The organism is Kribbella voronezhensis, assembly GCF_004365175.1.
In the GTDB taxonomy this organism is placed as follows: Bacteria; Actinomycetota; Actinomycetes; order Propionibacteriales; family Kribbellaceae; genus Kribbella; species Kribbella voronezhensis.
Genome location: NZ_SOCE01000002.1, coordinates 726745 through 750799, shown reverse-complemented (window position 1 = coordinate 750799; position 24055 = coordinate 726745). Strand labels below are relative to the sequence as shown.

The following is a 24055-nucleotide window of genomic DNA, read 5'->3' as shown; positions in this document are numbered from 1 at the left end:
TCGACTCTGGGGGCCGGGCTGGTCGGGCTGGGACCGTCGGTGCCATGGATGCCATAGACCTTGCCCGGTGGCAGTTCGGGATCATCACCGTCTACCACTTCCTCTTCGTGCCGATCACCATCGGGATGTCCGCGCTGGTCGCGGGCCTGCACACCGCGTGGTACCGGACCGGGAAGCAGAAGTACCGGCGGATGACGCAGTTCTGGGGAAAGCTGTTCCTGATCAACTTCGCCATCGGCGTGGTGACCGGGATCGTCCAGGAGTTCCAGTTCGGGATGAACTGGAGCTCCTACTCGAAGTTCGTCGGCGACATCTTCGGGGCGCCGCTGGCGATCGAGGGGCTGCTCGCGTTCTTCCTCGAGTCGACGTTCCTCGGCCTGTGGATCTTCGGCTGGGACCGGTTGCCGAAGAAGGTGCACCTGGCATCGATCTGGCTTGTTGCCATCGGCACCCAGCTGTCGGCGTACTTCATCCTGGCCGCCAACTCGTGGATGCAGTGGCCCCGCGGTTACACCTACAACTCCGCGACCGGCCGGGCCGAACTGCACGACTTCGGCGCGGTGCTCACCAACAAGGTCGTGCTGGCGACCTACCCGCACACCATCGCGGCCAGCTTCCTGACCGCCGGCGCCTTCATGCTCGGGATCGCCCTGTGGCACCTGCTGCGCCGGCCCGGCGAGAACGGCAGCCTGTTCCGGCCCGCCGTGAAGCTGGGTGCGATCACGACGCTCGTCGCAGCCGCCGCGCTGATGATCACCGGTGACATCCAGGCCAAGATCATGACCGACACGCAGCCGATGAAGATGGCGGCCGCCGAAGCGCTCTACGACACCTCGGCGCCGGCACCGTTCTCCATCCTGACGATCGGGTCGCTCGACGGCAGCAAGGAGGTCTGGTCGCTGAAGGTCCCGCACGGGCTGTCCTTCCTGGCGACGAGCACCTGGAACGGCAAGGTCGAGGGGATCAACAACCTGCAGACGGCGTACGAACAGCGCTTCGGCCCGGGCTCGTACAAGCCCAACGTGCCGCTGACCTACTGGACCTTCCGCTTCATGATCCTGGCCGGAGTACTGACAGCGGCGATCGCGTTGCTCGCCCTGTGGCAGCTCCGCAGGCAACGGAAGTCCTCCAAGTGGCTCATCCGCGCGGCGCTCGCGGTTCCGCTGCTGCCTCTGCTGGGCAACAGCCTGGGCTGGATCTTCACCGAGATGGGACGCCAGCCGTGGATCGTCTTCGGGCTGATGCAGACCCGCGACGGGGTCTCCCCCAGTGTCGGCGCCGGCAGTGTGCTGACCTCTCTGATCGTCCTCACCCTCCTGTACGGCGTACTCGCGGTGGTCGAGGTCTTCCTGCTGCTCCGCTTCGCCCGCGAGGTTCCCGCGGAGACGACCGAGCCGTCCGACCCGGAGGCCGCTGAACCGGCCTTCCTGTACTGAGGAGCACTCCGGTGGCACTCACTGATATCTGGTTCCTGCTCATCGCCGTTCTCTGGACCGGCTATCTCGTCCTCGAAGGCTTCGACTTCGGCGTCGGCATGCTGCTCCCGTTCGTCGGCCGCGACGCCGTCGACCGCAAGGTCACACTGCGGACCATCGGCCCGGTCTGGGACGGCAACGAGGTCTGGCTGCTGGTCGCGGGTGGCGCGACCTTCGCGGCCTTCCCGTTCTGGTACGCGACGTTGTTCTCCGGCTTCTACCTCGCCCTGCTGATCATCCTGGTCGCGCTCATCCTTCGCGGTATCGCACTCGAGTACCGCGGCAAGCTCGACGACTCCAGCTGGCACCGCCGCTGGGATCTGGTGATCGTCGGCAGCAGCGCGGTACCGGCTCTGCTCTGGGGGGTCGCCCTGGCCAACATCGTGCGCGGTGTGCCGATGGGTGCCGATCACGAGTTCGCCGGGAACTTCTTCACGCTGCTCAACCCCTACGCGCTGCTGGGCGGAGTCACCACCCTGCTGCTCTTCGCCTTGCACGGCGCGATCTTCCTTGCGCTGAAGACGCACGGCGAGGTGCACGACCGGGCGCTGAAGCTGGTGCCGCCGATCGGTCTCGCCACTGTGGTCGCAGCCGCCGCCTTCCTTGCCTGGACGCAAGCCTTCGACGGCTCGGCGCTCACCTGGACGCTCGCACTGGCTGCCGCCCTCTGCCTGATCGGTGCGCTGGCCGCATCGCGGTTCGGCCGGGAGGGCTGGGCCTTCGTCGGTACGGCGGCCACGATCGCGTTGGCAGCCGCGACGCTGTTCACCACCCTTTACCCGAACGTGCTGCCGTCGACCACCGACGCCGCCTTCAGCCTGACCACGGTCAACGCCGCGTCGACCCACTACACGCTGAAGATCATGACCTGGGTCGCCGTGATCTTCACCCCGGTGGTGCTCGCCTACCAGGGCTACACGTACTGGGTGTTCCGCAAGCGCCTCGGTCGCACCGACATCTACCAACCGGCCGAGAAGGTCACCAGCTGATGCCCGCCATCGATCCACGCCTGCTGCGCTATGCGAGGACCACGCGCGTCTTCCTCACGCTGTCGGTCCTGATCGGTGTCGGTCAAGCCGTGGTGATCCTGACCCAGGCGTGGCTGCTGGCATCCATCATCACGGACGCCTTCCTGCACGGCGCCGGCTTGAGCGATCTCAGCGGGCGGCTGACCTTGCTCACCATCACCCTGGTGACCCGGGCGTTGCTCGCCTGGGTCGCCGAGGTGACGGCCCACCACTGCTCGGCGGCGGTGAAGTCCGAGCTCCGGATGCGCCTGCTGCACAAGGTCGTCCAGCTCGGCCCGCGCTGGTTGACCGGCGAACGCAGCGGCGAGCTGACCACCCTGGCCACCCGCGGCATCGATGCCCTGGACGACTACTTCTCGCGCTACCTGCCGCAGTTGGTGCTGGTCTGCTTCGTTCCGCTGGTGGTCGCCGGACGGATGTTCGCCGCCGACTGGCTGAGCGCCTCCATCGTCGTCGTCACGCTGCCGCTGATCCCGGCCTTCATGATCCTGGTCGGCCTGACCACCAAGCAGTTGACGGCCCGTCAATGGGCAGCACTCCAGCTGCTTGCCCACCACTTCCTCGACGTGCTGGCCGGGCTGGGCACCCTCAAGGCGTTCGGTCGCTCCCGGGCCCAGCTCGGCACCATCGAGCGCCTGGCCGACAAGCAGCGCAAGGCGACGTTGTCGTCGCTGCGGATCGCCTTCCTGTCGTCCTTGGTGCTGGAGCTGCTCGCGACGTTGTCCGTCGCTCTCGTCGCCGTCTCGGTGGGCCTTCGGCTGGTGGACGGCCGGCTCGATCTCCAGACCGCCTTGCTGGTGCTGATCCTGGCGCCCGAGGCTTATCTGCCCCTGCGATTGCTGGGGGCGCACTACCACGCCAGCGCGGAGGGCCTCGGCGCCGCCGAGCAGGTCTTCTCGGTCCTCGACCACGACGTACCCGACCAGGGCACCGCATCGGTGCGAGCGGACCGGACGATCGAGCTCGACCAAGTAGTGGTAGCGGGCAACGATCGCGAAGGCGCCGCTCTCGACGGTCTGAGCCTGACGATCCCGGCCGGGAAGGTGACGGGCATCCTCGGGCCGAGCGGTTGCGGCAAGTCCACCCTGCTCGCCGTGCTCCTGGGCTTCATCCGGCCGGACAGCGGCCAGGTAGTTGTCAACGGCATCGACCTGGCGACCGTCGAGCTGGCCGGCTGGCGATCCCAGATCGCCTGGATGAGCCAGGATCCGGTGCTGTTCGCCGGCACCGTCTTCGAGAACATCCGGCTGGGACGTCCGTACGCCGACGACCTCGCCGTCCGGCGCGCCGGCCAGGCGGCCCGGGTCGACGTACCGCTGGAGAAGGTGATCGGTGAACGCGGCAACGGTCTGTCGAGCGGCCAGCGCCGCCGGATAGCGCTGGCTCGTGCCCTGCTGCTCGACGCTCCCCTGTTGCTGCTCGACGAACCGACCGAAGGCGTCGATCCCGAGACAGAACAGGACCTGCTCGGCACGCTGCCGGCCGCCTTCGCCGGACGTACCGTGGTACTGGTCACGCACCGGACAGCGCTCCTGAGTCTTTGCGACCAAGTCGTCGAACTGGCACCGGCGGAGGTGGCCGCATGATGTCGGTGCGTTGGCTGCTGCGGATCGCGCGGCCCGAAGTGTGGCGGCTGGTGGCGGCCGCGGTACTGGGATCCCTGGCACTGGGTTGCTCCATCGGCCTGATGGCGACGTCCGGCTGGCTGATCTCACGAGCCGCTCAGCAACCGCCCGTGCTCTACCTGACCGTCGCCATCGTCGCCGTGCGCGCCTTCGGCATCGGCCGGGGCGCCCTGCGGTACGCCGAACGCCTGGTCGGCCACGACGCCGCGTTCCGGGTCCTCGCCCGGACCCGCGTCCAGGCCTGGATCGACCTGGACCGGGCGGCACCGGCCGGCCTCGGCAAACTCCGCTCCGGCGACGTCCTCGCCAATCTGGTCGGCGACGTCGAAGCCGTGCAGGACCTGCTCGTCCGGGCGGTGCTGCCGATCGCCGTCGCGGTGATCACCGGTACTGCGACCGTGGTGCTGCTGGGCGCGCTGCTGCCGGCTGCGGGACTTGTCCTGCTCATCGGCTTGTTGGTGGCGGGTTTGGCCGCGCCGGCGATCACGTTGTCGGTGGCGGGCCGGGCCGAGCGCAGACTGGCCCCAGCACGAGCGGCTCTCACCGATCCGGTGCACGAACTGCTGACCGGCGCCGCCGATCTGATCGCCTATGGCGCGGCCGGGCCGGCGCTCGACCGGATCGCCGGTCATGACCGGAAGCTGACGTCATTGGCCCGGCGGTCCGCTGCCGGCGCCGGGGTGGGTGCTGCTGTCGGTGCGACAGCGCTGGCGTTGACGGTGGTGGGCGAGCTCCTGGTCGGAGTACAGGCTGTGCGCGCGGGTCAGCTGCCCGGCGTACAGCTTGCCGTCCTGGCGTTGACGCCGCTGGCCGCTTTCGAACTGACCAACTCGCTGCCTGCCGCGGCCCAGCACCTGGTCCGCGGCCTGCGGGCGGTCGACCGGCTCCGGGCGCTCGAAGAACTGCCTCAGCCATCGGTTGCCTGGGGCAACAAGGATGTCATCGGTCACACCCTGAAGATCGCCGGCGCCGATGCCCGCTGGCCCGGAGCCTCGCATCCCACCCTGCAGGACATCAGCCTGCGGCTCGACCCGGGCCGCCGGATCGCCGTGGTCGGCGAGAGCGGTGCCGGCAAGAGCACGCTGATCGCCACCCTGGCGGGCTTCCTGGCGACCGAGCAAGGACTGGTCACGTACGGCGGCAGGCCGCTCACCGAGTTGGACGAGAACGCGTTCCGGCGCCAGGTCGTCGTCTGCGCCCAGGACGACCACCTGTTCGACACGACGATCCGGAACAACCTGCTGGTCGGCAGACCCGATGCCACCGACGCCGAACTGATGAGCGCTCTGCACCAGGCACGGCTCGGAGCCTGGGTCGATCGCCAGCCACGCGGCCTCGACACCACCGTCGGCGAACGCGCCGACCAACTCTCAGGCGGTGAGCGCCAGCGCCTCGCCCTGGCCCGCGCCCTGCTCGCCGACCCGGCGGTTCTGCTCCTCGACGAACCCACCGCCCATCTCGACGAGCCCACCGCCGCCGAACTCACCCGCGACATCCTCGCCGCCACCCGCGGCCGCGCCACGCTGCTGGTGACCCACCGGCTGGCAGACCTGGACGACCTCGACGAGGTCATCGTCCTCACCCACGGCAAGGTCCAGCGCCGCGGTCACCCGGCCGACGTACTCCAACCCACGCCGACCAACTGAGCGGTTCGCGGACGACAGCCCCCGGTAGGCGAGCTGATCGACTACCAGGGCTGGTGTGTCCGGGGTAGCGGCCTACCCGTGCCGGCGTACCGGCGGTGCTGCGGGCTCGGCGGGAGGCGGGCTGACAGCCGCGTCCGCACTCGCCGGGTCGAAGAGATCGCCGGCCGGGTGAACGACGTCGGCGCTGCGCGCTACCTTGGCGAGCCTCACCCGGGATGCGACCCAGAAGACCGCCAGGATCAGCAACAGAGCCGACAGTGGGATCAGTACGAGCGTCAGGTGTACTGGTGGGCCGTTCAACGCGTCCATCTCGCTGTCCCCCGAGGTCTCGCCGGCTGTCTGCCGGACGATCTCAGAGTTCCATCGTCAGGCGACCGAGCGCAGGGCCGGAGGTCCCCGAAGATCCGGTGGAAGTCACCCTCGGCGAGGGCGGCCTCACAGGACCGATGATCCGACCAGTTGGCCGATACCGAACGTCACTGCCATCGCCAGCGCACCGCCGCCGACCAGCCTGACCACCGCGGGAAGCCGCCGGGTGCCGCCCAGCCGCGCGCTGAGCTGACCGGTGCCCGCGAGAGCCAGCAGAACCGCCGCGAAGGTGACGGGCACCCGTGCTCCCGCGGGCGGCAGCAGGATGGCGATCAACGGCAGGAGCGCACCCACGGTGAAGGCCAGTGCGGAGGCACCGGCCGCGTGCCAGGGGTTGGTGAGCTGATCAGGGTCGATCCCGAGTTCCGCGTCGGCATGCGCGGCGAAGGCGTCTCGTTCGGTCAGTTCGATCGCGACCTGCTGTGCGGTTTCGGCGCTCAGTCCTTTCGCTCGGTAGAGGCCGGCCAGTTCAGCCAGTTCTGCCTCCGGCGACTCCAGCAACTCGGCACGCTCCTTCTGCAGGAGCGCGCGTTCGGAGTCGCGTTGGCTGCTCACCGAGACGTACTCCCCCAGCGCCATCGACACGGCACCGGCGGTCAGCCCCGCCACCCCGGCCGTCAGGATGGCCCCGGCGGAGGTGGTGGCACCAGCCACACCGACCACCAGCCCGGCCGTCGAGACGATGCCGTCGTTGGCCCCGAGCACCCCCGCCCGCAACCAGTTCAACCGGCTGGCCAAGCCGCCGCGATGAGGTTCGCCCGGGTGAACAGTGGTCATCGAGTCTTCTCCTTGCTGGAGTGGGCGCGGACGGCCTTGTGGGTGGCGTCCACGAGGAGGATCGCGGGGGCGGCTGCGACGGCCCAGAGCCAGCCGGTGGCTGACGGCCAGGATCCGCCCAGCAGGTCTGCCAGCGGCGGGAGGCCGACGAAGGCGAAGAGCAGCACCAGTTCTGCGGCGACAGCGACCAGCAGGGCGCGGTTGCCCGCGGGTGCGAGCTTGGTGATCGGGCGCGTCTCGCTTCGGCAGGCGAACGCGTTGGCCATCTGGCCGACGGCGATCACGGCGAACGTCGTACCGGAGGCTACTGCCAACGCGGCGTGCGACGGCTCGTCGCCGTACCGCCAGCCGGACGCCAGCAAGACGGTGACGAAGGCTCCCATCGACAGCAGCGCCTCGGTCGCACCTAGTACTGCGAATGCACGGAACAGCAGAGCGCGGTCGACGATCCGGCGGTGCAGTGCAGCACCTTGCAGCGAGTGGCGTCCTGGCGCTTGGATGCCGAGGGCAACGGCAGGCAGCATGTCGGTGCCGATGTCGAGGGCGAGGACCTGCAGCACGCCGATGGCCAACGGGATCGAGCTCCCCGTCAAGGCCCAGACGGCGAACGGGGCGAGCTCGGCGACGTTGTCGGTCAGGTGGTAAGTCAGGAAGCGCCGGACGTTCGAGAAGGTCGCCCGGCCGAGCCGGATCGCGGTCACGATGCTGGCGAAGTGGTCGTCGAGCAGCACCAGGTCGGCCGCGGCCCGGGCGACATCGCTGCCGGAGGCCCCCATCGCGACGCCGACATCGGCCTCCCGCAACGCGGGCGCGTCGTTCACGCCGTCACCGGTCATCGCCACGACATGACCGCGGCCGCGCAGAGCACGCGCGATCCGAAGCTTGTCGGCCGGCGTGACCCTGGCGACGACGACGCCCTCGTCGCGGTCCAGTAGTACGCCCAGCTCCTCGTCACCGGCAGGCAGCTCGGCACCGTTCACGACGAGACCGCCGGGCAACAGCAGACCTACCTCGCGCGCGATCACCGAGGCCGTGGCCGCGTGGTCCCCGGTCACCATGGCGATCCGTACCCCCGCCGTACGGCAGGCTTCCAGGGCCGGTCGCACATCGGTGCGCGGCGGATCCTCCAGACCGACCACCGCCAGCAACTCCAGCGCGTCGGCAGCCAAGGTGAGCTGGCCATCCTCGACCAACTGCTCGGTGGAGCGCGTGACAGCGAGCACCCGCCGACCGCGCCCGGCCAGTTCCTCCACTGCCGCAGTGGCCTCGGCAGCACCGGCACGGCAGAAACTCAGCAACGCATCAGGAGCACCGATGACCAACGTCCCGTCCGGTACGCCGGCGGCGCTGTACCGCGTCTCGCTGCGGAAGCCCACCCGCTGTGTCACCAGCCCGGGCTCCACCGGCGTCGTCCCCAGCCGCCGAGCGAGTACGTCGAGTGCCACCTCCATCGGGTCGCCTTCCGCGACCCATCGGTCGCCCTTGCGCACCGCGCGGCCCCGGACACAGGTCACCGCGGCGGCGGCCGCCTCAGCGGCGAGTTCCAGCGCCGTCGCCGAGCCGTCGGCACTGCCTGCGGGGTTGTAGCCCTCACCCTTGATCAGCACTGATCCGGCAGGGGTCCACACTTCCTGGACCGACATCTGATTCATGGTCAGCGTGCCGGTCTTGTCGGTGCAGACGAAGGTGGTCGCACCCAGCGTCTCGACCGCGTCCAGGCGGCGTACCAGCGCGTTGCCATGAGCCATTCGCTGTGCTCCACGGGCCAGTGACAGCGTCACGGTCGGCAACAGTCCTTCTGGCACCAGGGCCACCATCACCCCGACGCCGAAGAGCAATGCCTTGGTCAGCTCAAGACCGAGCAGCAGGGAAACCCCTGCGAGTGACACTCCGACAGCGATCGCGATGACGGCGATGACCCGGACCAGCCGATGCAACTCGACGGTCAACGGGCTGTCCGGCCGATCCGCGCTCTCCGTCAGTGACTGGATGCCGGCCAACCGGGTCGCGCCGCCGATCGCGACGACAGTGGCTTCGGCTTCTCCCTGGACGACGAAGGTGCCGGCCGACAGAGCAGCGCCCGCCGGTGGTCTGACCGGCTTGCTCTCGCCGGTCAGCATCGACTCGTCCACCGCGAGTCCGTGCCCGGACAGCAGTTCGAGATCCGCGCTGATCCTGTCCCCCGCGGTCAGCAGCACCAGGTCACCGCGAACCAGTTCGGCGGCGTCCACGGTGCACAACTGCCCGTCCCGCCTGACCTGGACCCGGGCCGGCAGCAGATCGCGAAGCCGCTGAGCGGCCCGATCCGCGCGGTACTCCTGGGCGAAGGCGAAGACACCGTTCAGCACGATGATCACCACGATCGCCAGCGCCAGCGGGGCCAGCCCCGCCAGCACCGCGAGCCCTGCCGCCGCCCACAGCATGAGCGCGAACAGGTGGGTCATCTGGGCAAGAAGCAGTCGCCACGGCGGGGTCTGCCGGACGACCGGGAGTTCGTTGCGGCCCTCGGCCGCCAGACGCTGGGCGGCCTCCGTCGAACTCAGTCCCCCCGCCGACAGCTGTGCGGTATGTGGTGACGTCGTCATGCCCCGAGCATCACCGGCCGCAAACCGCACCCGGTAGGGCCGAAAGCCCCGAATGGGCGAGCCGGAGCCGCGGCGCTGACCACCGTCCCGGCCACGACGGACTTTTGGCCCTGCCGCCGGCCGCCGGCCGGACCGCAAGGTTGAGGTACCGATCGAACGAGCCGAGGAGCAGGCATGGAGCAGGTCGCGGACAAACCCCTGACCACCACGGAGGTAGCGGCGCTGGACGCCTACTGGCGGGCGGCGAACTACTTGTCCGTCGGGCAGATCTATCTACTGCGGAACGCGTTGCTGACCAAGCCGTTGCAAGTCGAGGACATCAAGCCGCGGCTGCTCGGGCACTGGGGTACGACACCCGGCCTGAACATGCTGTACGTCCACCTCAACCGGGTGATCAAGCAGCGCGACCTGAACATGATGTACGTGATCGGCCCCGGCCACGGCGGCCCCGCGATCGCCGCGAACACCTGGCTCGAGGGCAGCTACAGCGAGACCTACCCCGACGTACCGCGCGACGAGCACGGGATGAACCACCTGTTCCGCCAGTTCTCCTTCCCGGGTGGGATTCCGAGCCACGTCGCTCCTGAGCTGCCCGGCTCGATCCACGAGGGCGGCGAACTCGGCTACTCCCTCAGTCACGCGTACGGCGCGGTGCTGGACAACCCTGATCTGGTCGTCGCCTGCGTCATCGGTGACGGCGAGGCCGAAACCGGTCCGCTCGCGGCGTCGTGGCACTCCAACAAGTTCATCGACCCGCGCACGGACGGCGCCGTACTGCCGATCCTGCACCTCAACGGCTACAAGATCGCCAACCCGACAGTGCTCGCACGGATCGGCGAGGACGAACTGACCGATCTCCTCCAGGGCTACGGCTACCTGCCGTACCTCGTCGCCGGGGACGATCCCGAACTGGTGCACCAGAGCCTCGCCGCGACGCTCGCCCGGGTCCTCGACGAGATCGCCGACATCCAGAACGAGGCCAAGGCCGATCCGAACGCGCCGCGACGCGCGTGGCCGATGATCGTGCTCCGGACGCCCAAGGGGTGGACCGGGCCGCACGAGGTCGACGGGGTCCTGGTCGAGGGAACCTGGCGAGCCCACCAGGTGCCACTGTCCGGCGTACGGCAGTCACCGGAACACCTTGCGCTGCTCGAGGAATGGATGCGCAGCTATCGCCCGGAGGAGCTGTTCGACGAGACCGGTACGCCGGTACCGCAACTGCTCGACCAGGTGCCGGACGGCGACCGCCGGATGGGTTCGAACCCGCATGCCAACGGCGGGCTGCTTTCTCGCGATCTGGAGCTTCCGGACCTGTCGGCGTACGCCGTCGACGTACCGCATCCCGGGAGCGGTCCGCACGAGCCGACCCGCGTTCTGGGCGGTTACCTGCGTGACGTCATGCAGGCCAACAAGCAGGAGCGGAACTTCCGGGTCTTCGGGCCCGACGAAACGGCCTCCAACCGGCTGGGTGCCCTGTACGAGGTGACGGGCAAGGCCTGGAACGCCGCGGTCCTGTCGACCGACGAACACCTCGCGGTCGACGGCCGGGTGATGGAGATCCTCAGTGAGCACACCTGCCAGGGCTGGTTGGAGGGCTACCTGCTCACCGGCCGGCACGGCTGGTTCTCGTGCTACGAAGCCTTCGTGCACCTGGTCGACTCGATGGTCAACCAGCACGCCAAATGGCTCAAGGTGACCCGCAAACTGGCCTGGCGGCGACCGATCCCGTCACTCAACTACCTGCTCACCTCGCACGTCTGGCAGCAGGACCACAACGGCTTCTCCCACCAGGATCCCGGCTTCATCGATCACGTGGTGAACAAGAAGGCCGAAGTGATCCGCGTCTACCTGCCGCCGGACACCAACACGCTGCTGGCCACCGCGGCGCACTGCCTCGCCAGTCACGACTACATCAATGTGATTGTCGCGGGCAAGCAACCGCAGGCGAGCTGGCTGGACCAGGAGTCGGCCGAACTGCACTGTGCTCGCGGACTCGGCGTCTGGTCATGGGCCAGCAACGACGAGGGCGAGCCGGACGTGGTGATGGCCAGTGCCGGCGACGTACCGACACTGGAGACGCTGGCCGCCGTCAGCCTGCTGCGTGAGCACCTGCCGGAGCTGAAGATCCGGGTCGTCAACGTCGTCGACCTGATGCGGCTGCAACCGGCCGCCGAGCACCCGCACGGGCTGGCGGACGCGGAGTACGACGCGCTCTTCACCACCGACAAGCCGGTCATCTTCGCGTACCACGGGTATCCGTGGCTCATCCACCGGCTGACGTACCGGCGGACCGGGCACGACAACCTGCACGTCCGCGGGTACAAGGAGGAAGGGACCACCACGACGCCGTTCGACATGGTGGTCCGCAACGACCTCGACCGGTTCCACTTGGCGATGGACGTGATCGACCGCGTTCCCGGACTCGCGCAGCGCGCGGTCGGGTTCCGCCAGTGGCTGATCGACCAGCGGGCCCGGCACCACGCCTACATCCTCGAGCACGGCGACGACCTGCCGGAGGTCCGTGACTGGCACTGGCCGGTCCAGGAAGGGGATCCGTCATGACTTCTCGAGCAAACGCAGTCGTCGTCGGGTACGACGGTTCGCCCGCGAGCCAGACAGCGGCCTCCTGGGCCGCCACCGAGGCCGAGCGGCTGGGCGCCAAGCTGCGGCTGGTCCACGTGCTGGCCCTGCCGGTGAGCAGCAGCCCGTTCGGAATCGCGGTGACGGTGGAGTTCGAGCCGCTGCGGCACGCGGCACATGAGTTGCTGGACAAGGTCAGCCGGCGGATCCGGGCCGACCATCGCGAACTCGCCATCGAGGTGGTGGTCGAGTTCGGCGGCACGGCGCCGACTTTGCTGCAAGAGGCAACACAAGCGCGGCTGGTCGTTCTCGGCTCGCGCGGCCTGGGCGAGTTCCGCGACCTGACCGCGGGCTCGGTGTCGGCGCATGTCGCGACCCACGCGCCGTGCCCGGTCGTCGTCATCCCCGCGGACTGGTCGTCGCAGGACGCCGACGGCGTGGTCGTCGGCGTCGACGGGTCCGAACTGTCGATCGACGCGGTCGACTTCGCCTTCGAGCAGGCCCAGGCGAGGAACATGACCCTTACCGCGGTGATGGCCTGGCACGACCCGGTCCGGACCGGCCCGGGCGACCTGCTGCCGCTCGTCTACGACCTCGACGCGCTGGAGCAGGAGTCGGCCGCCCTGCTCGCCGAATCGGTGGCCGGACACTCCGCCAAGTACCCCGACGTCGTCGTACGGCAGGAACTGGTTCGCGGGCATCCGGACGACGTGCTGATCGACGCCGGCCGCTCCGCGGAGTTGCTGGTGGTCGGATCGCGAGGCAGGGGCGCCTTCCGCGGTCTCCTGCTCGGATCGACCAGCCGGGCCCTGGTGCACTACGCGCCCTGCCCGATCGCGGTCGTTCGCTGACGGCCCGAAGACCGCCGCGGCCGGGACCTTCGGCCCTGTGACCGGGGTCCGGCCGGACGGATCGTGAAAGTGAGGAGGAGACCGCGATGACGAGAGCACGAGTGGTGGTAGCGGGCATCGACGGATCGACCGCCGCCGAGACAGCCATCAGATGGGCAGCCGACGAGGCCGTCTCCCGGAAGGCTTCGCTGCGCTTGGTGCACGCCTTCGTCTGGCCCGAGTTCAAGGTGCCGTTGGGAGCCAGCGACGTGGCGCCGGGGCTACGGGCCGGCGCCGACAAGGTCGTCGAGGAGTCGGCCGAACTCGCCCGCAAGCTCGAGCCCGGCCTGGAGATCGAGGCAACGCGCTACGACGGCTTCCCGGCGCCGATCCTGCTCAAGCAGTCGAAGCAGGCCGAACTGCTGGTGATCGGCAGCCGCGGCCTGAGTGTGACGCTCGGCGCCCTGATCGGCTCGACCGGGCTCGACCTGGCCGCCAACGCCCATTGCCCGGTCGTGATCGTCCGTCCGGACCACGTCATCGATGCCGGCGATCACGTGGTGATCGGGTACGACGGGTCGTCGGCCAGCGCCGTCGCCCTCGACTTCGGTATCGACTACGCCTACCGGCACGGCCTGCGGGTCCGGGTGGTCGCCGCGAAGCCGCTCTACAGCGCCGACGGCCAGGTCCACCACCTCGACCTGGAGAGCGAGTTGCGCGGCCGCCACGGCGGCGCAGCCCTGGAACTCGTCGAGGTCACCGGCCACCCCGCCGAACGGCTCCTGCAGCAGTCCGCGGACGCCCGGCTGATCGTGGTCGGCTCGCGCGGCCGGGGCGGCTTCAGCGGCATGCTGCTCGGCTCGGTCAGCCAGACCGTACTGCACCACGCGCTGTGCCCGGTGGCGGTCATCCCGGCCGCCGCGATCGGAGGATGATCGCGATGACAACCCTGCAGAACAAGGCGGTTCGGCCGGATCCGATCCGGGTCCGGTCGGTCATCCTGGCCGGCTTCGTGCTGATGTTCGGCCTGGGATCGTTCGTCCACGTCGGCCTGGCGATCACCAACCCGACGACGTACCGGCCGTTCGCCGACGCCGCGCTCTTCGGCTGGGTGCGCGAAGGGTGGGAGGACATCTTCATGTCGGACCCGAGGCTGTGCGCCCTGTTGCTCGGTGCCGGTGAACTGCTGGTCGCCGTCCTGCTGATCGTTGCCCGGCGGTTGGGCTACACAGCCGTGATCCTGTTCCACCTGGCTCTGATGCTGTTCGGCTGGGGCTTTTGGCTGTGGTGCGTCCCGGCACTGGCCTTCGCCGTACCGGCCGCCCGCTACGAATTCCTGAAGCCGGCCCGACGGGTGACGTCATGAAGCGAGGGCAGGCACGGGTCGTCGCGGTCCCCTGGGTGAGGCAGTTGGTCATCGACACGGGCCGTGCCTCGCGGCGCCGGCACTCGATCCACGGACTCTTCGAGGTCGACGTGACCCGGGCCAGGCAGGCCTTGCGGGCGCAACGGCGCGACACAGGTGAGGCGTTGTCCTTCACCGCGTTCGTCGTGGCCTGCGTGGCGCGCGCCGTCGCGGCCGACCCCGCCGTACAGGCCTACCGCGATCTCCGCGGCCGTGCGGTGATCTTCCCCGAGGTCGACGTCGGCCTGCCGATCGAAGTCGAGCTGGACGGGGTTCCGTTCGCCTTCACCCACGTACTGCGTGATGCCGGCCGGCGTACGACGCGCGAGCTCCACGACGAGATCCGCGCCGTTCAGGCCGACCCGGCCCTCAGCCCCTCGGTGCGCAACCAGGCCTGGGCCCGGGCCTACCTGCTGATCCCCGCCGTACTGCGAACCGGGTTGCTCGGCGCACTGCACCGCTTCCCTGGCCGGCAGCGGGCCATCGCCGGCACCGTCGGCGTCACCGCGGTCGGCATGTTCGCCGGTGGCGGCGGCTGGGGTGTCGCGTTCCAGGTGCACACGCTGAGCGTCGTCATCGGCGGCATCACGATCCGCCCCGCTCTTTGCGACGGGCAACTGGTCGAGCGGGAGTGGCTGCAGTTGACCGTCAGCCTCGACCACGACGTCGTCGACGGCGCCCCGGCCGCGAGATTCGTCAACCGGCTCCGCTCCCTGCTCACCACCGCCGACGGCCTGGATGAACCGCGGACGCCTGACCCCCAGCTTCCCGATCCACTCGGGAGCGCCCGGAACTGACAAGGAGGGCAGAACCATGGGTGAGATCGACAACGCCCGCCAGCAGCGGGAAGCCCTGCGCAAGTCCAAGGGCCGGCCGACCGACAGCGGCCGCCGCGCCTCCACCGGCATCTTGCGCTACCTCGGCGTGAATCTCTACCGCGAGCGCAACCGCGCCGCCGCGGCCGAGAAGCACGACGCCGACGGCAAGGAGGATTCCGATGACTGACCAGCTGACCGATGTGCCGCTTCAACTCACCCTTCGCGGTGTCACACCGCGTGGGCCCGTCTCCGACGCGCTGCGCAAGATCGAGCGCGTACTGCGGCGATCACCCATGACGGTGCTGCAGGCCCGGGTGGTGATCAGTACCGAGAACAACCCCGCACAGCGGCATCCCGCACGGATCGAGGTGAGCGCCTTGGCCGACGGCAAGCCGATCCGGGCCCACGCTGTCGCCGGCGACATCACCACCGCCGCCGACCAGGTGATCGACCGGTTGGACCAGCGCCTGGACCAGGTGCGGTCGCGCAACCGCACCACCCATCGCCGGCCGAGGACGGCGACACCACGCGTCTGGCGCCATGGCGGCCTGCCCCCGAAGCTCGTCGCCGCGCGCTCGGAGGACCACTCGAGGGTGATCAAGCGGAAGACCTATCTACTGACACCGATGACGGCCGAGCAGGCGGCCGACGAGATGGAACTGCTCGACCACGACTTCTATCTGTTCATCGACGCTGAGACGGGTGCGGACGCCGTCGTCCACCGCCGCCACGACGGCGGCTACGGAGTGCTGGGGCCGACCGCTGACGCCGCTGGTCCGCAGGGGTCGTGCAGCAGGCCGCCGGTTCTGACCGCGGCCCAGGCCAGGGAACGGCTGGCTCTGACCGCGGACAGATTCCTCTTCTATCGCGATCCGGACGACGACCGGGCCCGCGTCCTCTACCGCCGCTACGACGGCAGCTACGGGTTGCTGGTCGCCTCCTGAGCCCGGATGACCTCCTGCGGATCGGAGGGGTCCTTCGGCCCTGACGGCCAGGACCTCTTCGTCGCAAGGTGAAGGAAAGACCTGAAGAACGAGGTGAGAGCGATGTTGATCCGCGAGTTGATGACCAGCCCCGCGGTCACGGTGACCGGACAGACCCCGATCGGGGCCGCCCTGCGGCTGATGGACGAACGCAAGATCACCTCGCTCCCGGTCGTCGATCACCACGGCGGACTGATCGGGATCGTGAGTGAGGCCGATCTGGTCTCCGACGGAGAACTGCTGGACGACCGGTTCCCGGTCGCGGCCGTCCGCGCCACCGCCCCCACGCCGACCCGCCGGGTGGCCGAGGTGATGACGCATCTGGTCGTCACCGTACGGGCCGACGACGAACTCGAGGTGGCGATCGATCTGATGCGGTCGACGATGATGAAGAGCCTGCCGGCGATCGAGCAGGGGCGGGTGATCGGGATGATCAGCCGCAGTGACGTGATCCACCTTCTCGCCGGTCGCGACCAGCGGATCCGGACCGAGGTCGGCGAGCTGCTGAACTCCGAGTCGCCGGGCTGGCAGGTCCAGGTGCAGGACGGCATCGTCACGGTGACCGGCCCGGCCGACCCGCACGAACGCCGGCTCGCGGAACTCCTGAGCGGCACGGTCCGCGGCGTCGTCGCGGTACAGATCACCCGGCTCAGCGAAGCAAGGCCCGGCGCCCCCACCGGCCGCTGACGAAAGGAACAGTCATGACTGTCGTATGGATCGCTATCGCGGTGATCGTGGTGCTGGCCCTGTCCTGCATCCGCATCGTCACGCAGTACGAGAAGGGTGTGCTGTTCCGGCTCGGACGGATGAAGGCGGTCCGGGAGCCGGGGCTGCGGATGATCATCCCACTGGTCGACGTCCTGCGGAAGGTGTCGCTGCGGATCGTGACGCGGCCGATCCAGTCGCAGGGCATCATCACCAAGGACAACGTCAGCGTCGACATCTCCGCCGTCGCCTACTACAAGGTGGTCGACGCGGCGAAGTCGGTGTTGTCGATCGAGAACGTCGCCGCGGCCATCGACCAGATCGCCCAGACGACGCTGCGCGGAGTCGTCGGCCGGCACACGCTCGACGAGACACTGTCCGAGACCGAGGTGATCAACGCCAACATCCGCGAGATCCTCGACGAAACCACCACCGAGTGGGGCGTGCTGGTCACCCTGGTGCAGCTCAAGGACATCCAGCTGCCCGACACGATGAAGCGCGCGATGGCCCGCCAGGCCGAGGCCGAGCGGGAGAAGCGCGCCAAGATCATCGCCGCCGAAGGTGAGGCGATGGCCGCGGCGTCGCTCGGCGACGCCTCCGACACCATGATGGCGCACCCGCTCGCGCTGCAACTGCGCAATCTGCAGACCCTGGTGGAGATCGGCGTCGACAAGAACTCGACCGTCGTCTTCCCGGCTCCGCTGATGAGCACGATCGGCGAGCTCGGCACCTTCCTCACCCGGGAGAACGCCGCTGCCGGCAGTCACCGTCCGGTGCCGCCGGTGACCGAACGGGAAACCCCCACCAATGGTCAACCAGTTGCCCTCAGCAAGTGAAATGGAGCGGCCTGCGCCCCGGCCACCGAGGCGCAGGTCGTCGACCGTTCTCGGCTGGCTGCGCAGTGCCGTCGGTCTGCTGGTCCTGATCGCGCTGGTGGACTATCTGGTCCTCCCCCAGCTGGCCGGCAGCGATCAGTCGTTACGCCTGCTCCGCGCGGTCAGGCCCTGGTGGGTGGTCGCCGGTATCACCCTGGAGGCGCTCAGCCTGACCTGCTACTCCCTGGTCACCCGGAGCGTCCTGAGGCAGAGTCCGCCCCGCTTCAACTGGCTGCTCCGCAGCGACCTGACCGGCTACGGACTGGGCCGGGTCGTACCTGGCGGCGGTGCCACCGCAACAGCCCTTCGCTACCGGCTTCTGGTCTCCGGTGGTGCCGCGCCGGCAGATGTCACCGCCGCGATCGCCGCCCAGGGTATCGGTTGCGCGGTCGCTCTCGCGGCGATCCTCTGGATCACGTTGATTCCCACGCTCCTGCTCTACGGACCGACCGCGCCGTACCTGATCACCTGGCTGATCGGCGCTGTCCTCACGGCCTGCGGACTCCTCGTGGTCCACCAGCGGTCACGCCTCGCGGCGCCCGCGACGCGCGTCCTCGACTTCGCGCTGCGCCGGTTCCCGCGCCGCTGGCAGCCGCGGATCAAGATGGTTGCCGTCCAGTTGCACCAACTGCTGACCACCCGCGAGGTACGGCGTTCCTTCGCCCTCTGGGCGGTTTCGAACTGGCTGCTGGACGCAGCCGCGTTATGGGTCTTCCTCGCGGCCTACGGTCACCTGATGAACCCGGTTCTGCTGGTGCTGGCTTACAGCATCGCCAATCTGCTGGCCGTCCTGCCGATCACCCCCGGTGGACTGGGAATCATCGAGGGTGTGCTGATCCCGGGTCTGATCGGATTCGGCGTACCGGGCGGCGTCGCCGTACTGGCAGTCGTCTCCTGGCGACTGTTCCAGTTCTGGCTGCCGGTGCCGGTGGCGGGCCTGTGCTACCTGTCGCTCAGGACACCCGGCTGGCGTGAGAGAGTCGCCGCCACGCCCAGGGGGCATGACGGCGACTCGTGAGCAGAGGGCTCACTTCTCCTGAGGTACCTCGTGAACGACGGCGACCGGGCACGGCGCGTGGTGCAGGACACCGCGAGCGGTGGAGCCGAGCAGCATCGTGGTGATCCGGCGGTGGTTGCGCCCGCCGAGGACCAGCAGATCGGCCTTGTTCTCCTCGGCCGCCGAGATCAGGCCGGCCACCGGGTGCCCGCGCCGGGTCTCGGTCTGGATCTCCAGCTCCGGGTACTTCACCCGCCACTGATCGGCCATCGCCTGGAGAGCCTTGTCGCTCTGCTCCAGCCAGCCGTCGTACTGGTTCGTCACGGCGGCGGCGTCCCAGGTGTACATGGCCGGCAGGTCCCAGACCCGGACCATCCGCAACGGCACCTTCCGCTCCGTCGCCGCGGCGATCGCGAAGGCGATGGCCGCATCGTCCTGGTCCGACTCGTCCACTCCGACGACGACCGGCGCCCCGGGGTGGTAAGGCTGCCAGCGATCCGGGACGACGACCACGGGGACGTCGGCCAGATGGGTGACGGCCTCGGCGGTCGATCCGATCAGCAGCCGGGACAGCAGCCCGGTCCCCCGCCGTCCGACAACGAGCATCTCGGCCCCGGCGGCAGCCTTGGCCAGCTTGCTCGCCGGCGGACCGGTCAGGACGTCGGTCGTGTAGGCGGCGCCGTCGTCATGACCGGCAAGGTAGTCGTCGACATCCGCGATCAGATGCTTGGCGGCCGCGTCGACGCCGGGTGCGGCGAAGTACGGACCTGCCGGGAGCTTTTCCTCGACCACGTGGACGGCGCGAACCGGAAGGCCGCGAAGGTGCGCCTCCCGCAGCGCCCAGTCGAGTGCCCCGCTGTTCTGCCAGGCAGCATCGACGCCGACGAAGATGGTGGACTCGTTCATGGTGTTCTCTCCTCGATCTCGGGGCCGGTGGCCCAACGCCACGGGCCAGGTGGTGGAACGGTGTCGTCGAAGGCGTAGGTGAGCCGGTTCACGACGTCGACGACGCCGTCGACCTCGCGGACCGCCTGGACCGCGAGCGGGATCCGGCTGCGGTGTTCGAGCTCACCGGTCAGCGTCACGACACCGTCCTTGACCTTGACCTCGACCCCGAACGGGTCGTCCCACAACGCATGCTCGACGGCGTTGCGGCGGACCCGGCCCAGGATCACCGAATCGGTGTCCCGGAAGGCGCGCAGCAGATCGGAACGGGTCAGGATGCCGGCCATCCACTCGCCGTCGGTGACGAGCAGCCGGGTGACACCGCGACCGGCCATCAGCCGGGCAGCCTGAGGCAACGTCGCGCCGCTGTCGATGGTGACCAGCGGCCGCGACATCAGCCCGCCCGCGGTCACCGCCCGGGCCTTGCGCCGGGCCGCCCGCCGCGACCGCCGGGGCAGCCGCGCTCGCGCGGGTGCGTCCTGGAAGGCCTCCTTGTGCAGCAGGTCGCTCTCCGAGACCAGCCCGAGCATCCCGCCGGACTCCGACGTCACCGGGACCGCGCTGATCCGGTGCTCGGCGAGCAGCTTGGCGACCTCCTTGAAGGGCGTCTCGGCCGGAACCGTGACGACGTGCGGTGTCATCACATCCGCCACGGTCAGCTGGTGCCTCATCAGCCCGCTCCGTTCACTTGCTCGGGTGGGTGGCGAGGATCTCCTGCAGGGACTCCACGAAGCGCAGCGACTCGTCCCACGGGCGTTGCCAGACGTTGCGGCCGAAGATCAGCCCCAGGCCGCCGGCGTCCATCGCCTGCTGGGCCTTGCGCAGCATCGCCTCGTCGCCGGCCTTCTCGCCGCCGGACACCAGGACCAGCGTGTGGTTGGCCGACCTGACGACCTGGTCGATCGCCTGCTGGGAGCTGAACTCGGACTGGTACGCCGGCTTCACGCCGCTCGTCTTCTCCGGGTGCGGGAAGTTGACCTTCACCACATCGGCGCCGAGCTCGCTGGCCACCCTGGCCGCGTAGTCGACCGCGTAGAAGGAATCGTTGCCACCCTTGGCCGCGATCGCCGCGCCGCGTGGGTAGGCCCACACGATCAGCGGCATCCCGAACCGGTGCGCGTCCTCGCGGACCTTGCGGTACTGCGCGAAGTCGGCTTCCTGCGCCGGCGATCCGACGTACAGGGTGTAACCGACCGCGTCAGCGCCCAGCCGGACCGCGTCCTCGACGCTCGCGTGCAACGGCGACAGCGCCTCGGCGTCGGATGGGATGTCCGTCTTGCCGTTCAGCTTGAGGATCAGCGGCACCTCGCCGGCGTAGTCCCAGTAGAACTTCTCCGCCAGCCCGATCTGCAGGGCGATCCCGTTGAAACCGCCGGTGACCGCGAGCTTGACGATGTACGCCGGGTCGGACGCCTGCGGATTGGCGAAGAAGTCCCGTGGGCCGTGTTCCAGGCCCTGGTCGTAGGGCAGGAAGAACGCCGTACCGTTGCGTAGTCCGTGCTGGAACAGGATCCGGTGCAGACGTGTCTTCTTGCCGCTGTTCAGGCCGAGCTCGCGCAGCGATGGCCTGGTCTCCATGGTGCTCACCTCCGGGGTACGGGCGCGGACGTTCCGCACCCGATGGGTTCAGATGAAAAGGAGCTGGGCGCCGTCGGTCTTCTCGATGAAGTCCGCGGCGCTGATGATCGCCTCGACGTCGTCGTACAGGTCGGACTTGTCGAGCTGCATCATGTCGGCCGACATCCGGCAGGCCCACAGATGACCGCCGGAGGCGACGATCTGTTCGAGAAACTCCGGTACGCCGGGGACGCCGACCTCCTGGATCTGCTTCTTCATCTGGTGGGTCGCCATCGCCGTCATGCCGGGCAGGCCGCCCAGGCCCTGCGGCAGATGGGTCGCGGTGTTGCCGAGCATGGTGAACTTCAGGTCGTGCATCCTCGACTTGGTGATCATGTCGAAGCCCCAGAAGGTGAAGAACAGGTGCGTCTCCACGCCTTCGCCGAGGGCCGCGTTCGCCAGGATCAGGCCCGGGTAGGCCATGTCGAGGTTGCCCTTGGAGCAGATGATCGCGAGCTTGCGCCCGGTCGGGGTGTCGTCGCCGAAGTCGGGGACCAGGTCGGGTGCAGCGTCGGTGGTGGTCATGTCGAGCCTTCTCTCACACGCAGCCGCGGGGCTTGGGCAGACCGGCGATGTAGGCCATCTTCTTGGCCGGTTTGCCGGGGAACAGGACGAACAGCTGCTTGATCGGGATGCCGGCCAGGGTCGACACCCGCCGCAGCGTCGCGGTCTCACCGTGGGCCGGGTAGTCGGCCCGCAGGAAGCTGATCGCCTTCCAGTGCTCGTCGGTCAGCTCGATCCCGATCCGGGCCGCCAACTGCCGGGCGAGCGGCTCGTTCCACTCGTCGTACTGCGTCAGGAAACCTTCGGCGTCGACGTGGACGGTCGCCGGTCCCACCGTGACGACAGGCATGGTCAGTTCTCCTTGTCTGGTTGGTGTTTGCCGGCCATCGACATCCGGGCCGGCAGCGGCAGCCGGCGGCCGGGCAGCAGCAGGTGCCAGTAGATCCAGCGGAAGGCCAACTTGCCCCAGTGGTTGCGGGCGTTCTCCCGCAGCAACGAGAGCGGGCCGAGCTTCGCGATCGGGAACTCGCCCGGCAGCGGCTCGGTGTCGTAGTTGAAGTCGATCAGCAGCGCCTTGCCGTCGCCCGACTCCACGAAGCAGTTCGCGTGCCCGTCGAAGGCCCGCGTCATCGGCCGGCCCTCGACGAGGTCGCAGAAGTTGTCCACGAAGATCTCGGTCGAGAAGTGCGCCACCGATCCGGCCTTCGAGGTCGGGATGTCGTTCGCGTCACCGATTGCGAAGATCGCCGGGTGTTCCTTGGACCGGAAGGTCTGCTTGTCGACCGGAACGTAGTTCAGTTCGTCACCGAGACCCGATCGCGCGATGAAGTCCGCGCCCATGTTCAGCGGCACCGTGACGAGCAGGTCGAAGCCGAGCTCGCGTTCGTCGTACGAGACCAGTACCTTGCGCTCGCTGTCGATGCGCTCGACTAGGAAGTCCGGCTCGACGGTGATCTTCCGCTCGTCGAGCATGCCGCCCAGTTGCGCGGACGCGATCGGTTTGGTGAACGCACCGGACAGTGGGGTCGCATAGACGAGCTCGACCTGGTCACGCATGCCGCGCTGCCGGAAGTACGACTCGGCCAGGAAGGTGAACTCCAGCGGCGCGACCGGGCACTTGATCGGCTGGTCGACGATGTGGACGACCAGCCGGCCGCCGCGGAAGTCGCGGAGCGCACCGGCCAGGGCGACGGATCCTTCGTAGCTGTAGAAGTCGAAGATGCTCTTGCGCCATTCGGGTCCGAGCATGCCGGGGGTCTGGTCCGGACGCGGACTGGTGCCGGTGGCAACGACCAGGTAGTCGTACCCGATCACCCGCCCACCGTCGAGGGCGACGGTCTGCCGGACCGGGTCGATCCGGTCGATCTCGCCGAGCTCGAGCCGGATGCCGTCGCGCAGGAAGCGCCGGCGCGGCTTGCGCACCTCGTCCGGCCGATAAGTGCCGAACGGGATGAACAGCAGCCCGGGCTGGTAGAGGTGAATGTCGTCCCGGTCCACGACCGTGAGCTGCCACTCGTCCATCGGCAACCGCCGCCGCAACTTGTTGGCCACCATCGTGCCGGCGGTACCGGCCCCGAGAATCACCAGCCGCTTCATCAGCTTCCCTTCGTCGGACCTCTCTACTCCGACGCTATGACTGGCTGACAGTGCTGATCAGGGCCCTTTGACCCGACTTGGTCAGGCCACACGTACTCCGCTCAGCGCGCCGGAACGGCCATCCGCGCCGTCGACGGCACCTGCGCTTTGTCGACCGGTCGGCTGACGTCACGGGTGTGCTTCAGCTCACCCGAGGCCAGCAGCACGTGGACCTTCTCGGGCGAGACTTCGAGAGCGCCGGCCGCCTGGGCCAACGTGAGCCACCCGAGTCGCCGCTCGGCCAGATCCTCGACCTCGCGACGGCTCAGCGGCAGGGGTCCGCCGTACCAGGTGAGCAGCCGGACGGCGGTCAGCCGGTGAACGGCCGTGCGCGACTCGCCGAGAATGCCGGCCGCCGCGGCCACCGTGATCCGTGGCGGCCCCTCAGCCCAGGCGAGCACCACCGCCAACCGGATCATCCGGCTGGACAGCTGCCCCTGGGCTGCCTCTTCCCGGGGCAGCGCGCCGGAGCGCAGCAGGCTTCGTACCGTGGTCGTACTCAGTCCGAGGATGGCCGAGGCCTGCTTGACGTCGATCAACGGGTCAGGGGCCAGCAACGGCTCGCCGAGCTTGTGCTCGAGCCGGGCACGCTCCCCTGCTGACAAACCGATCATGGCGACCGCCTCCTGACGCTGCTACGTCATCGCGTGTACTGG

General features: G+C 68.9%; 24 protein-coding genes. 14 read left to right on the top strand and 10 right to left on the bottom strand.

Annotated features, from left to right (window positions below):
* Positions 1 to 44: 44 nt before the first annotated feature.
* Genes EV138_RS30810 through cydC form a run of 4 tightly spaced genes read left to right on the top strand, consistent with a single transcriptional unit; the run spans position 45 to position 5774 of the window.
* Positions 45 to 1436, top strand: coding sequence for a cytochrome ubiquinol oxidase subunit I (locus tag EV138_RS30810; protein ID WP_133983281.1), 1392 nt, complete (start codon positions 45 to 47; stop codon positions 1434 to 1436).
* Positions 1437 to 1447: 11 nt separating this feature from the next.
* Positions 1448 to 2464 carry a cytochrome d ubiquinol oxidase subunit II gene (cydB, locus tag EV138_RS30805; RefSeq protein WP_133983279.1) on the top strand — a complete coding sequence of 339 codons (1017 nt, stop codon included), beginning with the start codon at positions 1448 to 1450 and terminating at the stop codon, positions 2462 to 2464.
* Entirely contained in the window at positions 2464 to 4089 is a 1626-nt protein-coding gene (gene cydD / locus EV138_RS30800) for a thiol reductant ABC exporter subunit CydD (RefSeq protein ID WP_133983277.1), read from the top strand. Before cydB ends, cydD begins: the two co-directional genes overlap by 1 nt.
* Positions 4086 to 5774 (top strand): thiol reductant ABC exporter subunit CydC, encoded by a 1689-nt coding sequence (gene cydC, locus EV138_RS30795; protein ID WP_133983274.1) that lies wholly within the window; start codon positions 4086 to 4088, stop codon positions 5772 to 5774. Before cydD ends, cydC begins: the two co-directional genes overlap by 4 nt.
* 72 nt (positions 5775 to 5846) lie before the next feature.
* Here the strand turns inward: cydC and EV138_RS30790 are convergent, their stop codons facing one another.
* The 3 genes from EV138_RS30790 to EV138_RS30780 all read right to left on the bottom strand — a co-directional run bounded on the left by EV138_RS30790 (position 5847) and on the right by EV138_RS30780 (position 9505).
* Positions 5847 to 6083: a hypothetical protein gene (locus tag EV138_RS30790; RefSeq protein WP_133983272.1), complete on the bottom strand. Its 237-nt coding sequence runs from the start codon at positions 6081 to 6083 to the stop codon at positions 5847 to 5849.
* Positions 6084 to 6209: 126 nt separating this feature from the next.
* The gene (locus EV138_RS30785) at positions 6210 to 6920 is read right to left on the bottom strand and encodes a VIT1/CCC1 transporter family protein (protein WP_133983270.1); all 711 of its coding nucleotides are present in this window, start codon (positions 6918 to 6920) and stop codon (positions 6210 to 6212) included.
* On the bottom strand, positions 6917 to 9505 hold the full coding sequence (locus EV138_RS30780; RefSeq protein ID WP_133983268.1) for a cation-translocating P-type ATPase: 2589 nt from the start codon (positions 9503 to 9505) through the stop codon (positions 6917 to 6919). Before EV138_RS30780 ends, EV138_RS30785 begins: the two co-directional genes overlap by 4 nt.
* Before the next feature lie 174 nt (positions 9506 to 9679).
* Here EV138_RS30780 and EV138_RS30775 point away from each other — a divergent pair, with 174 nt between their 5' ends.
* The 10 genes from EV138_RS30775 (at position 9680) to EV138_RS30730 (ending at position 18719) form a co-directional block, all read left to right on the top strand.
* Complete coding sequence (locus EV138_RS30775) at positions 9680 to 12067, top strand: phosphoketolase family protein (RefSeq protein WP_133983266.1); 2388 nt, start codon at positions 9680 to 9682, stop codon at positions 12065 to 12067.
* Complete coding sequence (locus EV138_RS30770) at positions 12064 to 12936, top strand: universal stress protein (protein ID WP_133983264.1); 873 nt, start codon at positions 12064 to 12066, stop codon at positions 12934 to 12936. The genes EV138_RS30775 and EV138_RS30770 overlap by 4 nt, the downstream gene beginning before the upstream one ends.
* An 86-nt stretch (positions 12937 to 13022) precedes the next feature.
* A complete protein-coding gene (locus EV138_RS30765; protein ID WP_133983262.1) occupies positions 13023 to 13850 on the top strand; it encodes a universal stress protein in 828 nt (275 codons plus the stop codon).
* Positions 13851 to 13855: 5 nt separating this feature from the next.
* Complete coding sequence (locus tag EV138_RS30760; RefSeq protein ID WP_133983260.1) at positions 13856 to 14281, top strand: hypothetical protein; 426 nt, start codon at positions 13856 to 13858, stop codon at positions 14279 to 14281.
* Positions 14278 to 15117, top strand: a complete 840-nt coding sequence (locus tag EV138_RS30755) for a 2-oxo acid dehydrogenase subunit E2 (RefSeq protein WP_133983257.1) — start codon at positions 14278 to 14280, stop codon at positions 15115 to 15117. The genes EV138_RS30760 and EV138_RS30755 overlap by 4 nt, the downstream gene beginning before the upstream one ends.
* 16 nt (positions 15118 to 15133) lie before the next feature.
* Positions 15134 to 15325, top strand: coding sequence for a hypothetical protein (locus EV138_RS30750; RefSeq protein WP_133983255.1), 192 nt, complete (start codon positions 15134 to 15136; stop codon positions 15323 to 15325).
* Positions 15318 to 16082 (top strand): ribosome hibernation promotion factor, encoded by a 765-nt coding sequence (locus EV138_RS30745; protein ID WP_133983253.1) that lies wholly within the window; start codon positions 15318 to 15320, stop codon positions 16080 to 16082. The genes EV138_RS30750 and EV138_RS30745 overlap by 8 nt, the downstream gene beginning before the upstream one ends.
* A gap of 102 nt (positions 16083 to 16184) precedes the next feature.
* Complete coding sequence (locus EV138_RS30740; RefSeq protein WP_133983251.1) at positions 16185 to 16808, top strand: CBS domain-containing protein; 624 nt, start codon at positions 16185 to 16187, stop codon at positions 16806 to 16808.
* 14 nt (positions 16809 to 16822) lie between these two features.
* Entirely contained in the window at positions 16823 to 17662 is an 840-nt protein-coding gene (locus tag EV138_RS30735; RefSeq protein ID WP_133983249.1) for a slipin family protein, read from the top strand.
* A 1-nt stretch (position 17663) separates the two neighbouring features.
* The gene (locus EV138_RS30730; protein ID WP_166678811.1) at positions 17664 to 18719 is read left to right on the top strand and encodes a lysylphosphatidylglycerol synthase transmembrane domain-containing protein; all 1056 of its coding nucleotides are present in this window, start codon (positions 17664 to 17666) and stop codon (positions 18717 to 18719) included.
* A gap of 9 nt (positions 18720 to 18728) precedes the next feature.
* On the opposite strand, the gene EV138_RS30725 is transcribed toward EV138_RS30730, so the two are convergent.
* The 7 genes from EV138_RS30725 to EV138_RS30695 all read right to left on the bottom strand — a co-directional run bounded on the left by EV138_RS30725 (position 18729) and on the right by EV138_RS30695 (position 24013).
* Complete coding sequence (locus EV138_RS30725) at positions 18729 to 19604, bottom strand: universal stress protein (protein ID WP_133983245.1); 876 nt, start codon at positions 19602 to 19604, stop codon at positions 18729 to 18731.
* Positions 19601 to 20314 (bottom strand): CBS domain-containing protein, encoded by a 714-nt coding sequence (locus EV138_RS30720; RefSeq protein WP_133983243.1) that lies wholly within the window; start codon positions 20312 to 20314, stop codon positions 19601 to 19603. Before EV138_RS30720 ends, EV138_RS30725 begins: the two co-directional genes overlap by 4 nt.
* Before the next feature lie 13 nt (positions 20315 to 20327).
* Positions 20328 to 21221 carry a class I fructose-bisphosphate aldolase gene (locus EV138_RS30715; RefSeq protein WP_133983241.1) on the bottom strand — a complete coding sequence of 298 codons (894 nt, stop codon included), beginning with the start codon at positions 21219 to 21221 and terminating at the stop codon, positions 20328 to 20330.
* Positions 21222 to 21269: 48 nt separating this feature from the next.
* On the bottom strand, positions 21270 to 21785 hold the full coding sequence (locus EV138_RS30710; protein ID WP_133983239.1) for a DsrE/DsrF/DrsH-like family protein: 516 nt from the start codon (positions 21783 to 21785) through the stop codon (positions 21270 to 21272).
* Between the two features lie 13 nt (positions 21786 to 21798).
* Positions 21799 to 22113 carry a TusE/DsrC/DsvC family sulfur relay protein gene (locus tag EV138_RS30705; RefSeq protein ID WP_133983237.1) on the bottom strand — a complete coding sequence of 105 codons (315 nt, stop codon included), beginning with the start codon at positions 22111 to 22113 and terminating at the stop codon, positions 21799 to 21801.
* Positions 22114 to 22115: 2 nt separating this feature from the next.
* Complete coding sequence (sqr, locus tag EV138_RS30700) at positions 22116 to 23360, bottom strand: type III sulfide quinone reductase, selenoprotein subtype (protein WP_133983235.1); 1245 nt, start codon at positions 23358 to 23360, stop codon at positions 22116 to 22118.
* Between the two features lie 101 nt (positions 23361 to 23461).
* Positions 23462 to 24013 carry a helix-turn-helix domain-containing protein gene (locus EV138_RS30695; RefSeq protein ID WP_133983233.1) on the bottom strand — a complete coding sequence of 184 codons (552 nt, stop codon included), beginning with the start codon at positions 24011 to 24013 and terminating at the stop codon, positions 23462 to 23464.
* Positions 24014 to 24055 lie beyond the last annotated feature (42 nt).

What these genes read in the sequence shown, in the direction of transcription:
- sqr (WP_133983235.1), bottom strand. Translation starts at nt 23,360, where the DNA reads ATGAAGCGGCTGGTGATTCTCGGGGCCGGTACCGCCGGCACGATGGTG.
- EV138_RS30710 (WP_133983239.1), bottom strand. Translation starts at nt 21,785, where the DNA reads ATGACCACCACCGACGCTGCACCCGACCTGGTCCCCGACTTCGGCGAC.
- EV138_RS30740 (WP_133983251.1), top strand. Translation starts at nt 16,185, where the DNA reads ATGTTGATCCGCGAGTTGATGACCAGCCCCGCGGTCACGGTGACCGGA.
- EV138_RS30790 (WP_133983272.1), bottom strand. Translation starts at nt 6,083, where the DNA reads ATGGACGCGTTGAACGGCCCACCAGTACACCTGACGCTCGTACTGATC.
- EV138_RS30735 (WP_133983249.1), top strand. Translation starts at nt 16,823, where the DNA reads ATGACTGTCGTATGGATCGCTATCGCGGTGATCGTGGTGCTGGCCCTG.
- EV138_RS30745 (WP_133983253.1), top strand. Translation starts at nt 15,318, where the DNA reads ATGACTGACCAGCTGACCGATGTGCCGCTTCAACTCACCCTTCGCGGT.
- EV138_RS30695 (WP_133983233.1), bottom strand. Translation starts at nt 24,013, where the DNA reads ATGATCGGTTTGTCAGCAGGGGAGCGTGCCCGGCTCGAGCACAAGCTC.
- EV138_RS30705 (WP_133983237.1), bottom strand. Translation starts at nt 22,113, where the DNA reads ATGCCTGTCGTCACGGTGGGACCGGCGACCGTCCACGTCGACGCCGAA.
- EV138_RS30770 (WP_133983264.1), top strand. Translation starts at nt 12,064, where the DNA reads ATGACTTCTCGAGCAAACGCAGTCGTCGTCGGGTACGACGGTTCGCCC.
- EV138_RS30725 (WP_133983245.1), bottom strand. Translation starts at nt 19,604, where the DNA reads ATGAACGAGTCCACCATCTTCGTCGGCGTCGATGCTGCCTGGCAGAAC.
- EV138_RS30785 (WP_133983270.1), bottom strand. Translation starts at nt 6,920, where the DNA reads ATGACCACTGTTCACCCGGGCGAACCTCATCGCGGCGGCTTGGCCAGC.
- EV138_RS30760 (WP_133983260.1), top strand. Translation starts at nt 13,856, where the DNA reads ATGACAACCCTGCAGAACAAGGCGGTTCGGCCGGATCCGATCCGGGTC.
- cydD (WP_133983277.1), top strand. Translation starts at nt 2,464, where the DNA reads ATGCCCGCCATCGATCCACGCCTGCTGCGCTATGCGAGGACCACGCGC.
- EV138_RS30810 (WP_133983281.1), top strand. Translation starts at nt 45, where the DNA reads ATGGATGCCATAGACCTTGCCCGGTGGCAGTTCGGGATCATCACCGTC.
- EV138_RS30730 (WP_166678811.1), top strand. Translation starts at nt 17,664, where the DNA reads ATGGAGCGGCCTGCGCCCCGGCCACCGAGGCGCAGGTCGTCGACCGTT.
- cydC (WP_133983274.1), top strand. Translation starts at nt 4,086, where the DNA reads ATGATGTCGGTGCGTTGGCTGCTGCGGATCGCGCGGCCCGAAGTGTGG.
- EV138_RS30720 (WP_133983243.1), bottom strand. Translation starts at nt 20,314, where the DNA reads ATGAGGCACCAGCTGACCGTGGCGGATGTGATGACACCGCACGTCGTC.
- EV138_RS30765 (WP_133983262.1), top strand. Translation starts at nt 13,023, where the DNA reads ATGACGAGAGCACGAGTGGTGGTAGCGGGCATCGACGGATCGACCGCC.
- EV138_RS30755 (WP_133983257.1), top strand. Translation starts at nt 14,278, where the DNA reads ATGAAGCGAGGGCAGGCACGGGTCGTCGCGGTCCCCTGGGTGAGGCAG.
- EV138_RS30750 (WP_133983255.1), top strand. Translation starts at nt 15,134, where the DNA reads ATGGGTGAGATCGACAACGCCCGCCAGCAGCGGGAAGCCCTGCGCAAG.
- EV138_RS30780 (WP_133983268.1), bottom strand. Translation starts at nt 9,505, where the DNA reads ATGACGACGTCACCACATACCGCACAGCTGTCGGCGGGGGGACTGAGT.
- EV138_RS30715 (WP_133983241.1), bottom strand. Translation starts at nt 21,221, where the DNA reads ATGGAGACCAGGCCATCGCTGCGCGAGCTCGGCCTGAACAGCGGCAAG.
- EV138_RS30775 (WP_133983266.1), top strand. Translation starts at nt 9,680, where the DNA reads ATGGAGCAGGTCGCGGACAAACCCCTGACCACCACGGAGGTAGCGGCG.